At 66.2% G+C, this 13,679-nt stretch carries 15 protein-coding genes; 3 read left to right on the top strand and 12 right to left on the bottom strand.

All coding sequences use genetic code 11. The features are described from left to right. Positions 1-13: 13 nt before the first annotated feature. The 7 genes from ABZ293_RS11280 to hemL form a co-directional block, all read right to left on the bottom strand. On the bottom strand, positions 14-268 hold the full coding sequence (locus ABZ293_RS11280) for a hypothetical protein (RefSeq protein WP_355179529.1): 255 nt from the start codon (positions 266-268) through the stop codon (positions 14-16). A gap of 1,110 nt (positions 269-1,378) precedes the next feature. Beyond that, positions 1,379-2,347 (bottom strand): c-type cytochrome biogenesis protein CcsB, encoded by a 969-nt coding sequence (ccsB, locus tag ABZ293_RS11275; protein WP_355179527.1) that lies wholly within the window; start codon positions 2,345-2,347, stop codon positions 1,379-1,381. Positions 2,348-2,349: 2 nt separating this feature from the next. Beyond that, positions 2,350-4,002, bottom strand: coding sequence for a cytochrome c biogenesis protein ResB (locus ABZ293_RS11270; protein ID WP_355179525.1), 1,653 nt, complete (start codon positions 4,000-4,002; stop codon positions 2,350-2,352). Next, positions 3,999-4,832, bottom strand: coding sequence for a cytochrome c biogenesis CcdA family protein (locus ABZ293_RS11265; RefSeq protein WP_355179523.1), 834 nt, complete (start codon positions 4,830-4,832; stop codon positions 3,999-4,001). The genes ABZ293_RS11270 and ABZ293_RS11265 overlap by 4 nt, the downstream gene beginning before the upstream one ends. Positions 4,833-5,126: 294 nt before the next feature. After that, the gene (locus ABZ293_RS11260; protein WP_355179521.1) at positions 5,127-5,750 is read right to left on the bottom strand and encodes a TlpA disulfide reductase family protein; all 624 of its coding nucleotides are present in this window, start codon (positions 5,748-5,750) and stop codon (positions 5,127-5,129) included. Continuing rightward, on the bottom strand, positions 5,747-6,373 hold the full coding sequence (locus tag ABZ293_RS11255; RefSeq protein WP_355179638.1) for a histidine phosphatase family protein: 627 nt from the start codon (positions 6,371-6,373) through the stop codon (positions 5,747-5,749). The genes ABZ293_RS11260 and ABZ293_RS11255 overlap by 4 nt, the downstream gene beginning before the upstream one ends. Before the next feature lie 95 nt (positions 6,374-6,468). Further along, positions 6,469-7,806 carry a glutamate-1-semialdehyde 2,1-aminomutase gene (gene hemL, locus ABZ293_RS11250; protein WP_355179519.1) on the bottom strand — a complete coding sequence of 446 codons (1,338 nt, stop codon included), beginning with the start codon at positions 7,804-7,806 and terminating at the stop codon, positions 6,469-6,471. Positions 7,807-7,997: 191 nt separating this feature from the next. Here hemL and ABZ293_RS11245 point away from each other — a divergent pair, with 191 nt between their 5' ends. Next, positions 7,998-8,378 (top strand): hypothetical protein, encoded by a 381-nt coding sequence (locus ABZ293_RS11245; protein WP_355179517.1) that lies wholly within the window; start codon positions 7,998-8,000, stop codon positions 8,376-8,378. Here the strand turns inward: ABZ293_RS11245 and ABZ293_RS11240 are convergent. The 5 genes from ABZ293_RS11240 to hemB all read right to left on the bottom strand — a co-directional run bounded on the left by ABZ293_RS11240 (position 8,375) and on the right by hemB (position 11,888). After that, entirely contained in the window at positions 8,375-8,605 is a 231-nt protein-coding gene (locus ABZ293_RS11240) for a hypothetical protein (protein WP_354959877.1), read from the bottom strand. The genes ABZ293_RS11245 and ABZ293_RS11240 overlap by 4 nt on opposite strands. A 181-nt stretch (positions 8,606-8,786) precedes the next feature. Further along, positions 8,787-9,053, bottom strand: coding sequence for a hypothetical protein (locus tag ABZ293_RS11235; RefSeq protein WP_354959876.1), 267 nt, complete (start codon positions 9,051-9,053; stop codon positions 8,787-8,789). Continuing rightward, positions 9,050-9,607: a hypothetical protein gene (locus ABZ293_RS11230; protein WP_355179515.1), complete on the bottom strand. Its 558-nt coding sequence runs from the start codon at positions 9,605-9,607 to the stop codon at positions 9,050-9,052. The genes ABZ293_RS11235 and ABZ293_RS11230 overlap by 4 nt, the downstream gene beginning before the upstream one ends. A gap of 332 nt (positions 9,608-9,939) precedes the next feature. Continuing rightward, a complete protein-coding gene (locus tag ABZ293_RS11225; protein WP_354959874.1) occupies positions 9,940-10,326 on the bottom strand; it encodes a hypothetical protein in 387 nt (128 codons plus the stop codon). A 584-nt stretch (positions 10,327-10,910) separates the two neighbouring features. Continuing rightward, positions 10,911-11,888 carry a porphobilinogen synthase gene (gene hemB / locus ABZ293_RS11220; protein ID WP_355179513.1) on the bottom strand — a complete coding sequence of 326 codons (978 nt, stop codon included), beginning with the start codon at positions 11,886-11,888 and terminating at the stop codon, positions 10,911-10,913. A gap of 537 nt (positions 11,889-12,425) precedes the next feature. On the opposite strand from hemB, the gene ABZ293_RS11215 reads away from it, so the two are divergent. Both ABZ293_RS11215 and ABZ293_RS11210 read left to right on the top strand, forming a co-directional pair. Continuing rightward, positions 12,426-13,253: a tetratricopeptide repeat protein gene (locus ABZ293_RS11215; protein WP_355179511.1), complete on the top strand. Its 828-nt coding sequence runs from the start codon at positions 12,426-12,428 to the stop codon at positions 13,251-13,253. 89 nt (positions 13,254-13,342) lie between these two features. After that, positions 13,343-13,672 carry a hypothetical protein gene (locus tag ABZ293_RS11210; RefSeq protein ID WP_354961375.1) on the top strand — a complete coding sequence of 110 codons (330 nt, stop codon included), beginning with the start codon at positions 13,343-13,345 and terminating at the stop codon, positions 13,670-13,672. The last annotated feature ends 7 nt before the right edge of the window (positions 13,673-13,679 follow it).

The raw sequence follows: 13,679 nt of genomic DNA, 5'->3' as shown, positions 1-13,679 counted from the left end.
AGCCCGATTGTGGTCACCACGGCATCCCGTTGCATCCCACAAAGTTGGCGGACAAGGTGCACATCGAGGTGATTCCCAGCAGTTTGAGGACCTTCACCGGGGCATCGGCGGATCCGGTACCACCGGCCGTGGCCTCTGCCGTCTGTGCGGTGTTGGCCGGGGCCGGTTCCAGCGCGATACCGGGCGACGCCGCGGCGGAACCCATTGCCGCACCGCCCCCGAGGGCGAATGCCACCACGGCCACATAACCGACAACTGTCCTCTTCATTGACTTTCCTATCATCGAATTCGCTTGTCGCGTAGCACGTTAACCCGGCTTGAAACCGACCAAAAGCCAGGTTTACGGGTGCCATTACTTCTGAGGTCCGCGCAGATGTACCGGAATCCAGGACTGTTGAAGTCCGGGCCTCCTGGATTTCACACACCGCGGGAGTCGGCCCGGATGTTTCAAGGGTCGCGCGTGGCGGCCGGCCAAAGGGGAAAGATTATGCGCGACACCGGAATAACACGGTGCCGCTCGCGAAGTCGCATATCAAGAAGTCGTCGCCGAATTCGCTCACGGCCTCGGGCAAGGAATACGCCCGGCCATCGGGGTAAGTCCTCCGGACCTCCCGCCCACAGCTGGATCTGGGCGATAACGCCGCCGTACCTGACACGGTTCTCAGACGCTCATTTAAACAGGAACGTTATCTTCTAAATGTTCTCGTTCCGGCCGAATCGTCTGGTAGCCAGCGGTAAACTGTTACTGACGCCTTCCGCGGTACCAAATGACGTCTTGTTCGGTCCGGTCGATGCTGCAGCTGTCGGCCAGGGTGAATGCGTGTTCCTATCGGGACGGATCATGCACTTCACCAAGTAGCGAATCGTGTGCCACAAAGTCGATTCGGCACGTAACGCACTCGCAGCCCCAGTCCGGTAGCTCGGCAGCGCAGCCTACTACGCGGACGTCCTAACGCTCGTTATAAGGAAGCAACATGTCCAGCAAGATCGTCAAAACCCTAGCCGCGACTGTTATTGCCGCGCCCCTGCTCGTCCTCGCAGCGCCCGCGGCCACTGCCGATTCGACTGCCGCGGCGCCCTCCGCCACTCCGGTCCAGGGTGGGGGATCATTCGGATCAGCTACGTGGTGTTTCCCCCTCGGTAGTGTCGTCTGGTGCATCTGAGTACTCCGGCGTTGGGTGTGAGACGCTCGAGATTCGAGTGAACTCCTGGTAGAGCAGTAATTGCTGAGATCAATCGCTCTACCGGGAGTTCATTTGTCATCATCGCGTAGTGCCGTGTGCCCGTCGTGCGGCTACTGCGTACTCACTGCGTACCGGGTCTGAAAATATCGGGTACAGCAGTACCGGAATGATAGGCATTTCCGCTGGTAAAACCCCTAGTTCAACCCAGCGTACGAGTGCAACCCACTGATCACGATATTGATGATGAACAGGTTGAAGAGCATCGCGACAAAGGCTGCGACGTTGATATACGCGGCCTTGGTGTCGCGCCAGCCCGAGGTAGCGCGGGCGTGCAAGTACGCGGCATAGAGGACCCAGGCGATGAAGGAGCAGGTCTCCTTCGGATCCCAGCCCCAGAAGCGGCCCCAGGCGGCTTCGGCCCAGATGGCGCCGAGGATTACGCCTGCGCCGAAGAGGGGGAAGCCGATGATGGTGGTTTTGTAGGCGAGACGGTCCAGGGTGCGGGCGTCGGGGAGGCGACGGGCGATGGTGCCGAGGATATTGGCGGATTCGGCGCCTTCGGGCTGACGCAGGCGGTAGAGGAAGAGCAGGCTGGCGATGCCCGAGACCATGAAGACACCGCTGCCGATGCTGACGATGGTGACGTGGAAGGGCAGCCAGAACGACCTCAGCGCTGGCACAACGGGTGCCGCGTCGGCGTAGAGCGCCGTACCCGCCAAGAACAGCAGGATCAGGATCGGGACGAGCAGGAATACCCACATCGACCGGTAGCGCTGTTCGCGCAGGAACGCCATGCCGACGACGGCGGCCGTGGCGGTCGCCATGGTGACGAACTCGTACATATTGCCGAGCGGAAAGCGGTGGGTCGCGAAGCCGCGCAAGACGATCGAGGTCACGTGCAGGGCGATGGCGACGAACAGCACCGAGAACGCCATATTGCCAGCGCGTTCCGCGAACGGCTTGGCCTGCGGCGTCTCGACCCGCCCCGGCGCCGCGGGACGTTCAGCGCCGCCACCAGCGGTCACCAGTTCACGCGCGACGACCTTTTGTGTCCGCGCTGCCGCGTACTGCATGATCAGCAGCACCATCACCAGCGCGTACACGACGATCGCCGATTTGAAGGCGAGGTCGCTGTACTGGGCGATGGTCTCGTCGATCGGCATGGTCACTCTCCCGGTCGGTCCGTGGACGCGGCGGATTGGTCATCGAGCAGGCGCTTGCGCAGGCGATCGAACTCGCCGCCCCAGCCCGCCTGATCGGTTCTGGCGAGCCCGCCCATCTCTACTACGGTGCGTCGTTTATCAACGGTACCGGCTTCATCGTCGGCCGGGTAGCAGCGGATCCAGATGCGCCGCCGCTTCACCAGCAGCGACACCAGCAGCCCGGCCATCATGGCCAGCGCACTCACCAGCACCCACTGCTGCGCCGGATCATGCGATACCTGCAGGTTCACGAATTCCTGCGCGCCGTCGAAGGTGACCTTGGTGCCATTGGGCAGGGTGGTCGACTCGCCGGGCCGCAGGTTGACCCTGGCCTCCTTGGTCAGTCGCCCCTGCTTGATCTGCTCGGGATCCAGCGCGAACAGCGACTGCGGCTTACCGGTGTCCAGACCGGTGTCGCCGCGGTAGACGTCCACCGCGACCGCCGGATCGTTCATGGTCGGGAACGACGAGGTCAGCAGGCTGCCATGGAGCAGGGCGGTCGGCGCGAACAGCCCCTCGATGGCGATCTGGTTCTTGCGGCGTTCTTCGTCGGTCGCATACATGCCGCCGGGTGGATCGATCCGCAGCACACCGCTGGACAGGAAGGTCTGGGCATTATCGGGCCGCCACTGGACGGTCTCGGTTCGGGTCTGCCCGTTCGGGAAGGTCACCGTGAATGTCGGCGCGAATCCGTGGCCCTGTAGGTACAGCCGGTCCCCCGCGACGCGCAGTGGATGGTTCACCCGGATCTGCGCATCGCGCCAGGTATTGCTCTGCAGATCGGCCCCGGCCTGGTATTCGATACTCGAGGTGAACATCTCGGCCTGGCCGTTCGACAGATAGTCGGCCTTGAAGTCCTTGACCCGCACGCACAACGGCGCCATACCGGTGCCGTCGTTGATATTGCCCGCCTTGAACGAGTCGAATACCGCGGGCGAGGTGGTGCAGAAGCCGGGACCGTTGTTCGCGATGACGATCACACTGCCCTCGTACCCGAAAAGCTTGCCGACCGCGATGGCGACGAGCAGTCCGACCAGGGCCAGGTGGAAGACGAGGTTGCCGAGTTCGCGGGTATAGCCCTTTTCCGCGGACAGGGTGATCTCACCGTCACGGGTGCCCTCGCGCACCTCGGTTCGCCAGCCGCGCAGTTCCTTTCGCGTGTGTTCGAGCACCGCGTCCGGGGCACCGTCGACCGTCTCGGAGTAATGGTGCGGCAGCCGCGACAGGTTGCGCGGCACCCGAACCGGCGGTGTGCGCAGTGCGCGGTAGTGGTCCAGGCAGCGTGGCAGAATGCAGCCGACCAGCGAGATGAACAGCAGCGCATAGATCGCCGTGAACCAGAAACTGGAGAACACGTCGAATAGCTGGAACCGGTCCATCCACGGACCGAGCGTCGGGCGGTCGGCGATGTACTGGGCGACCTTGCCCTCATTGAGATTCCGCTGCGGCAGCAGCGCCCCCGGAATAGCGGCCAAGGCCAGCAGGAACAGCAGCACCAGCGCGGTGCGCATGCTGGTGAGCCCGCGCCAGGCATTGCGCACGAGCGCCCACGCGCGACCCGGTAGCGATTGGCGCGGCGGTGTCACCGGCGCCTCGGGTCTGTCGATCACGGTCATATCGGCAAGGTCACCTCGGAAACGAATGCATCGCGCACCCAGGCGACGAACTGGTCCCATGCCCCGGTCACCAGCGCGATGCCGACCGCGACCAGCAGCATGCCGCCGATGAGCTGAATAGTGCGGGAATTGCGCCGCAGCCAGCCGACACCGCGCAGCGCACTCGCCGAACCGAAGGCCAGGATCACGAACGGCAGTCCGAGACCGAGGCAGTAGGCGACGATCAGCGCGACGCCGCGCACCGCCGTCGTGCCCTCGGTCCCGGCCGAAACCGCCATCACCCCGGACAACGTCGGCCCGAGACACGGCGTCCAGCCGAGCGCGAAGACCGCGCCGAGCAGCGGAGCGCCCGCGATGCTGGTGAGCCTGCGCGGCTCCATCCGAGTATCGCGCTGCAATGCGGGGACCAGACCGATGAACACCAGACCCATCAGGATGGTGACCACGCCGCCAACCCGTTGCAGCAGTTCACGATTCACATTCAAGGTCTGGATGACACCGAAAACCGTCGCGGTGGCGAGCACGAACACGACGGTGAATCCGGCGACGAACAGGCCGGCCGCGCCGGCCACCCGCAGCCGACCCGTGCGTGCCGCAGCCCGCTCCGAAACCGCCATACCGCCAAGGCTTTTGGCTCGTGCGGCGGTGGCGGGCGGTGCCTCGGCACCGACCAGCCCGGCGAGGTAGGACAGGTAACCCGGAACCAGCGGCACCACACACGGCGAGGCGAACGAGACCAGCCCGGCCAGTAGGCAGGCGCCGAGTGCCAACAACAGCGGCCCGGTCGCCGCCGTCTGCTGGAACGAATCACCAACTGCGGCGAGCACCATCAGTCGATCTCCACCGGGGGTCGATCGTCGCGCTCGGGCACCGGCGCCGCAGCAGTATTTGTAGCGGGGGGAACAAAGTCCATCATGGAATCCGCGGCGGCGCTGCGCGGTACGGCGGCCACGCCGACCCACCGGTCATCGACGGTCCAGACACCGCGAACGAGTCGAGCGGCCTGCCGCGGGCGACACGCGCGCGGGCTACGAGTACGGCGATCGCGATTCACGATTGCACCTTCCTACCGCTCGATATCGAGCGGGACGTAATTACGGCATGGGCCGAACGGCGGCACGGGGTCACTGGGAACCTTCCGCGGCAATGCGTTCGACGACTGGTTGGAGGTCTTCCGCCAAGAGCGACCGGAGGAAGACAGCGGCCACCCGATGTTGCCGATCCAGCACCAGCGTGGTGGGAATGACACTGGTCGGGAAGTTGCCGCCGAGCGCGAGCAGGGTGCGCATGGACGGGTCGTAGACGGACGGGTAACCGACCTTGTTGTCGACGACGAAGTCCTGCGCCTTGTCCTGCTGGAAATCACGGACATTGATGCCGAGAAAGACGACGCCCCTGTCCTTTGTTGCCTCGTAGACCTTTTCGAGCGCGGGCGCCTCGGCGCGGCACGGCCCGCACCATTGCCCCCACAGATTCAGGACGACCACCTTGTTCGGGAAGTCGGCGACCGAGGTGGTCTTGCCCGAGGTCATCAGATCCGGCCCGGCGAGCTTGCCGATGGTGCCACGCGCGGCGGGCGGGTCATAGTAGATATCGGTTTTGCCACCGGGCGAGACGAATTCGAACGTACCGCCGGAGGCCACCGCATCCTTCCCGGTCGAACAACCCGCGAGCACGGCGACCAGGGCCATGCACGCGAGCAGGACCGGCGCACAGCGCCGGGCCAACGGCCGGGAGGAAGTTCTCATGCGCCGTGCACCGCGGGATCCGAACCGCCAGCGGGTTCGGAGTAGACGATGTCGACGAGGGTGTCGCCCTGGTAGACCAGCGAGGTCAGCGAGGCGAGCGAGCACTGCCGGTGCCGCGGATCGTGCCAGAGCCGCTGGCCCTGCAGGAACCGCCGCAGCGTCCAGACCGGCAGCTGATGTGAGACCAGCACCGCCTCATGTCCGGCCGCCTCGACCCGGGCCTTGTTCACCGCGGCCAGCATGCGGTGCGCGATCTGCAGATACGGCTCGCCCCAGGACGGGGTGAACGGATCGCGCAGCTTCCACCAGTGCCTCGGCTTGCGCAGCGCACCGTCACCGACCGAAACCCGCAGGCCCTCGAAGGTATTACCGGCCTCGATCAGGTTCTCGTCGGTGCGCACGATCAGCCCGTGCTGCCTGGCGATCGGCTCGGCGGTCTCCTGCGCGCGCTGTAGCGGCGAGGCGATGACCAGCGCGATGTCATGATCGGCGAGCGAACGCGCCACCGCACCGGCCTGCGCGCGTCCGGTGACCGAGAGGCTGAACCCGGGCAGGCGACCATAGAGAATGCCCTTCGGGTTGTGCACCTCGCCGTGTCGCAACACGTGCACGATGGTTTCGATGGCGTCGTCATCGGGTGTCTCGACGCCGGGCCCGGCGGCCTCGGCGCTCGCGACCGGTGGTAGTTCGCGCTCTTCGGAATCTGGCTGGTCGGAGCTCACGCGCTGGATCCTTCGGGGGTGGCGGCCGCGGCCGCGTGTGCGGCGGCGGGCAGGGCTGCGGCGATACGGTCGAACGCGTCCTCGTCGAGCGCCGCGGAGACGAACCAGGCCTCGAACGCGCTCGGCGGCGCGTACACGCCGCCATCTAGCAATGCGTGGAAGAAAGCGGGAAAACGCCAGGTCTGGCTGGCTTTGGCGGCAGCGTAGTCGGTGACCGGACGGTCGGCGAAGAACACGCTCACCATATTGCCCGCGAACTGAACCCGATGCTCGACCCCGGCCGCGGTGAGCGCCTCGGTGAACAGGCCGCCGAGTCGCTGGGCATTGCGATCGAGCGCGGCGTACACCGCGTCATCGGCCGCGCGCAACGACGCGAGCCCCGCGGCGACCGCGACCGGATTACCGGAGAGCGTGCCCGCCTGATACACCGGGCCGAGCGGTGCAAGGTGATTCATGATCTCGGCGCGTCCGCCGAAGGCGGCGGCGGGCAGTCCACCACTCATCACCTTGCCGAAGGTGTAGAGGTCACCGGCGACGCCGTCGAGGCCGAACCAGCCGGACCGGCTGACCCGGAATCCGGTCATCACCTCGTCCATGATCAGCAGCGCGCCGTGCTCGGCGGTCAGCTTGCGCAGTCCTTCGTTGAAGCCGGGCAGCGGCGCGATCGCGCCCATATTGCCCGCGGCGGCCTCGGTGATCACACCTGCGATCTCACCCGGATGCGCGGCGAAGGCCGCGGCGACGGCGTCGATGTCGTTGTAGGGCAGCACGATGGTGTCGCCCGCCTGTGCGCCGGTGACACCGGGCGAGGTCGGCAGGCCGAGCGTGGCGACACCGGACCCGGCGTCGGCCAGCAGGGCGTCCACATGGCCGTGATAGCAACCGGCGAACTTGATGATCTTGGCGCGGCCGGTGTAACCACGCGCCAGCCGGACCGCGCTCATGGTGGCCTCGGTGCCGGAGTTCACCAGGCGGACCCGGTCCACCGGCGCCACCCGCTCGGCGATCAGCTCGGCGAGTTCGATTTCCGCCTCGGTCGGCGCGCCGAAGGACAGCCCGCCAACGGCCGCGCGCTGCACCGCCTCGACCACCGCGGGGTGCGCGTGGCCGAGGATCATCGGACCCCAGGAACACACCAGGTCGACATATTCGTTGCCGTCGACATCGATGAGCGTGTAACCGTTGGCCGAGGCGATGAATCGCGGTGTGCCACCGACGGACTTGAATGCCCGCACCGGCGAGTTGACACCACCCGGAATCACCGAAGCAGCCCGGTCGAAGAGCTGAGCCGAGACCGGCACCGATGCCCTGGTCGCGCGCGGAGAAGAACTCACGACGTCCAGTGTCGCAGCCCGATCCGAAGGAGTCGACGACAGGGTGTAGTGGAGGTGATGCAGACCGCAGCCACACCGGAGTCCGGCAGGCAACACGCCGATCACGGTTCGCGGCGATATCGGTCGCTGAATGATTGCTGGTGCGTAATCTCGGAGTGTCGTCGCACCATCTATGCCATCGGGAGAGCACCATGCGGTTTGCCGTCATCAGTGCCACGATCTGTGCCGCGGTCGCGGCCGCCGGGACCTTCGGCGCCGGGTCCGCCGCCGCCGCGGATCCGGTCGTGCAGCCCGACCGGGTCGGGCTGCACCTGAATCACGCGGAGACCACGACACTCGGCGACGGACCGGTGCCCGCATTGATCACCATGGTGGTGCCGCTCAGCCGGATCGGGGCCGGGCTGAAGGCCGACTCCGAGATCTACCACGACGAAAACGGCGGCGTGCACGCCTCATTGCGTCAGGTCATCACGGAGGCGGCCAGCCATCCGGACGGCACCGTCGTGCTGTACCTCAACGCGCCGGGCACCCACAGTGGCCGCCTGCTGGACATCTACCAGAACTGGAACTAGGTGTACATGCACGGCGCCGAGGCCGAGATGGTGTGCAGCTGGCACATGAAGTTGTTGTAGACACCCGCCGAACCCGAATCGGGTACAAAGATCGGGGCGGGCTGGGCCACCTCGGTCTCGGCGGGCGCCAGTGGCAGTCCCGGTGCGGCCCATGCGGGCGCCGCACCGATCGCGGCCGCCACGGCAACCGCCGCGCACACTTTCCCGGCAAAACGAATCACAAGCATTTCTCCCAGTCGACACGGTGCGGATGGACGGCCGAAAGCATAACGGCCACAACAGTATTCACCGAATGCCGACCGTTGCGACCGAGACACCTCGCGGCGCGGCACTTGCACGGTAACCGAGTCGCGGCACATCCGCCAGGCATCGCCGGGCGGTGACGCCCACACAGAACAGCGCGAACCCTCAGCGCGACCGCGCGGCCCGCACCGTCCGCGCGACGGCATCAATGGCGAGCGCGCCGCCGACAATGACCAGGAAAGTAGCCAGGACCAGCCGCGGGCCGCTATAGCGGGTGGCCTGGAAGCCGGGCACCTCGCCCGAGGGGGCGAAGGTGGTGGTGATCAACCCGCTGCGCCAGCTCACCACCGCGAAGACCGCGCAGGCCAGGGCGAGCGTCAGTTCGACCAACGCGGGCAGCATTCGGTCACCGAGCACGATCAATCGCTTCAACGATCCGCTCCGTTCTCGCTGTGTTCGGTTTCCTCGGTGCTCGGCGCGGCCCGGCCCGCATCCTCGGCCTTGTCCGGGTCGGTCCCGCCCAATGCCTCGGTGAGCGCGGCCCGCAGTCCGCGGTGATCCTTCGCCCACGCCTGGACCAGAACGCCGTCGACCAGTCGCAGCCCGATGCCCTTGCGCCGACGCGGCACCCCGCTCAACTCACCGAGCGAACGCGCCGATTCCCAATCCTCATCGTCCCAGGAATCCTCGTCCCGCTCGGGCAGCACCGCATCGATGGTCGCCAGCGGCACGGTTTCGGTGCCCTCGCGCAACGCGGTATCGGTCAGCTCGACGCTCACATGCCGCTGCCCCGCGATCACCTGCAACACAACGAAACCCGCGATCAGCGCTGCACAGAAAATGAGGGCGAACCAGTGCACCTGGGCGGCGGTCACCAATTCGAGAATCAAAACGATCAGACACAGCAGCGGCCCGTAGGCCACCGAACGCCACCGCGCGCCCGGTTCCGCGAACAGGATGGTCGTGCCATTCCCGGTATCCGTCACGCCACGCTCCCGGTCACGCCGAGCGCGGCGCCGGAAATCGTCCTCCGGTCCCGGATCAGCCGACCTTGCCGGGCAACAGCAGCACCGCGACGGTAACCAAGCCGAAGAGGATCAGCAGACTCAGCACGAGCAGATCTCGTCGAATGCTCTGCGGCTGTTGGATAACCACTCGCATCGATGCCTCCGATCTTCGGGAGCCATCTGGTCGACGTTCTTACGAGACGTAAGTCAACGTGTAACAAATAACTACCGGTTCCCATTTCCGCTGTGACAACCCTCACGATACATGCTGGCGTTTCCTTGACAAACTCGCGGGCGACTCCACACCCCGTTCACCTGCGGTTCATTTGAAAGTATGCGGTCGAGTCCGGACGGTGACTCAGATAAACCGCGCCCGCCGCGAGTACGCCCTGCACGATCGCGGCCGCACCGGCCACCAGCGAGGCCGCTCCGGTCACCGCTTCCAGCGCGAACAGGGTGCCGACCGCGATCAGCACCAGCCAGACGCCGATGGCGGTCAACAATGTCCGCGCCCACAGCTTTCCGCGCACCATCTGATGTACGAACAGCAGCGTCAATGCGGCCAGCGACAAGCCGATCAGCACGCCGACCACAAAGGCCAGCGAAACCATGAGCTGCGCACTGGCCATCGTGAAGTTCGGATCGCTCGCATGCACCTGGTCGTACATCTTCTGCGCATACTCACCGCGCTGCTGCACAGCCGCCAGAATCGACCCGATCAACTGCACAATTCCGAACCCGATAACCCCCCACCACAATTGCCGCGCCGTCCGAATATCCTCCGGCGGCTCCGGCCGCAGCCCGACAACCGGACCACCCGGATGGGAGCCCGGTGCGTAGGGACCCTGTGGGTATGGACCTGGTGTGTAAGGGCCATGTGGATAAGGCCCAGGCGGATAGGGACCCGGAAGGTAGGCCCCTGGCGAACTCGCGCCCTGCTGATGCTCCCAAGGCGAATTGGCTCCCGGCGAGTACGACTCAGCCGAACGCGCACCCTCGGGATGTACCCCAGCCGAATTCGACCCCGACAATGACGGCTCAGGTCGACTCGGTCCCTGCGGATTCGCCCCAGGCAAATTCGGCTCCGACAATGACGGCTCGGCCCTACTCGTTCCCGCAGAACCATGCGGATCCGAACCCGGCAACGCCGACTCGGCCGGCGCGGGATCCAACGACTTCGGCCCCGACGATTCGGGTGCTGACGACTCCGGCAGTGGTGACTCCGGTGCTGGCGAATCCGAATCGGCCGGATTCGGAGTGGGCGTATCCGATCTGGACGAATTCACGACAGCCAGTGTGCGGCCTCGGTCGCCCAGTAGGTGAGCACGATGTCCGCGCCCGCCCGGCGGATGCCGATCAGTGATTCCAGGATGGCGGCGCGGCGGTCGATCCAACCGCGCTGGGCGGCGGCGGTGATCATCGCGTACTCACCGGATATCTGGTACGCGGCGACCGGCACCGTCGAGTGGTCGGCGACATCGCGGAGGATATCCAGATACGACATCGCGGGCTTAACCATCACGATGTCCGCGCCTTCGGCCAGATCCAGCTGCAGCTCCCGGATCGACTCGCGGCGGTTCGCCGGATCCTGCTGGTAACTGCGCCGATCCCCCTCCAGCGAGGAGGCGACGGCCTCACGGAACGGGCCGTAGAACGCCGAGGCGTACTTGGCGGCATAGGCGAGGATGCCGGTATCGGTGCGCCCGACCGCGTCGAGGCCGCGTCGGATCGCGCCCACCTGGCCGTCCATCATGCCGCTGGTGCCGAGCAGATCCGCACCGGCATCCGCCTGCGCGAGGGCCATCTCCACATAGCGGTGCAGGGTGGCGTCATTGTCGACGGCGCCGTCGGCGGACAGCACTCCGCAGTGCCCGTGATCGGTGAATTCGTCCAGACAGGTATCGGCCATGACAACGGTCGCATCGCCGACCTCCTCGGCCAGCGCGCGCAGACCGCGGTTCAGGATCCCATCGGGATCGCTGGCCTTGCTGCCGGTGGCGTCCTTGTCCTCGGGCAGCGGCACGCCGAATAGCATCAGCCCGCCGACCCCCGCGGTGACCGCCTCGACCGCCGCCTTGCGCAGCGAATCCATCGAGTGCTGGCGCACCCCCGGCATGGACCCGATCTCGCGCGGCTCGTCCAGCCCATCAGCGACGAACATCGGCAACACCAATTGCCGTGGCTCGAGAGTTGTTTCGGCCACGAGACGGCGCAGGGCGGGAGTACGGCGCAACCGCCGCGGGCGGTCCAATCCGGTCATAAACCGCACGATACGCCCGGTCCGAATGCCCGTTGCACGCGGCGGGTACACCGGCGGATCAGGCGGGCCGGGAAGCCCGGCGGCATCTGCATCTTTCCGCCGCCGAGCGGACCGCCACCGACCAGCACGGTGGAGCCGGCCATATAGCCGAGATCGTCGCCACACCCGCGGCCGCGAGCCCCATGAACGCGCGGCGCGAACAGCTATGGCGCCCAGGCGATTCGGTATCCGACGATTCGGTACCCAGCGATTCAGTACCCGACGATTCGCTATCCGGTGTCGATTCCGCAGTCATGCACCGATCATCTCGGCCGACCGATGAGGCGCTTCCTCCCAGCGGCCCGATCGGTCGGCCCATGGAAGGACACCATGTCATCCTCGGGGTACCCATCGGTGTTAAGGATGTCTCGAGGATTCGGTAAGGCCACCGCGCAACACTGCGGCCACGCGGCGCCGGGCGGCCGTGCTGAGAATTGTGAGGTGCGGTGGCAGGGGGATGATGGTGGTGGGTGGCCGGTCTGGTTCCAGGAGCAGACGATGACCGAATTCACGATTCCGCCGCGGCGGACCGATTGGAGTGGTCTGCGGAAGCTGGCGCGCGGCGGGGATCCGAGCGTCATCCTGCAGTTGGCGCAGCGGCTGTACGAGGCGGGCGAGTCGGCCGAGGCCGAACAGTGGTTCCGGCGGGCCGCCGCACAGGGCAGTGGACCGGCCATGGCGGGGCTGGGCGCGCTGCTCGCGGCGGACGGACGGATCTCGGAGGCGATCCGGTGGCTGGAGTTCGCGATCGCGGCCGACTGCCCCGGGGCCGATCAGCAGCTGGGAACGCTGTATCTGGAACGTGCGGACCTCGACGCCGCCGAGATGTGGTTCCTGCCAGCGGCCGAGGACGGATTGCCGGAGGCGCTGTGCAATATGGGAGTTGTCGCGAGTCGCCGCGGCTTCGACAACGAGGCTCGGCATTGGTACGAACGCGCGGTGCGGGCCGGAAGTCCAACGGCCATGCGCACTCTCGGAGTGTGGCTGGCGCGCGAGGGCAGGGTGGAGCGAGCGGTCACCCTGCTGACCGAGGCCGTTCGGCGCGGCCGGGCCGATGCCATGGCGGTGCTCGGTGTGATCTTCCTCGAACACGGCGACTGGGTCGAGGGTGAACGGTGGCTGCGCCGTGGCGCGGAAGCTGGCGATGCCGATTCGATGTTCCACTTGGCACGATTCCTGCACGAACAACATGTGCGCGTGGATTTCTCGGGCAATCCGGCCGCGGCCGAGGCAAAAGCCCAGGCGTACCGGGACGCTCGGTACTGGTTGGAACGCGCCGCAACACTGCGCCACCCCGAAGCCATGCGGCTACTGCACGACCTCTGAACCCGCGCGCCGATGCGGGCGCCGCAATGGTGGCCGAAACCCCTTGTGAGCGGGCGTTTTTGTCGGTGGGCAGTAGTAAAATCGAAGGCGTGTTCGAGGGAACTTTCCACGGTTCCCGTTCGCGACGGGAGGACGCCACAGTGCCCAAAACCGCACCCGAGTCGAAGGTGATCGATCGGCCTTATGTCCCGCTGCGCAAGCAGCCGCTGCCCGCCGGGCGACCGCGCAAGTGGTACATCTCGCACAACCGCCGCCTCAAGGCGATGCGCCTGACCATCGCGCTGCTGGACTCCGGCATCTACCTGCCGAGTCAGGCCAGCAATGAAAGAATCCGGCGGACAGCCGAACTCATCGATATCCGACCCCCGTCCGACACCACCTGCCGATTGGTGCGGACCCTGATGCGCTACAGCCGCTGATCAACGG

This window comes from Nocardia sp. NPDC005998, assembly GCF_040614395.1.
Lineage (GTDB): Bacteria > Actinomycetota > Actinomycetes > Mycobacteriales > Mycobacteriaceae > Nocardia.
This window is presented reverse-complemented; position numbering and strand designations above follow the sequence as displayed.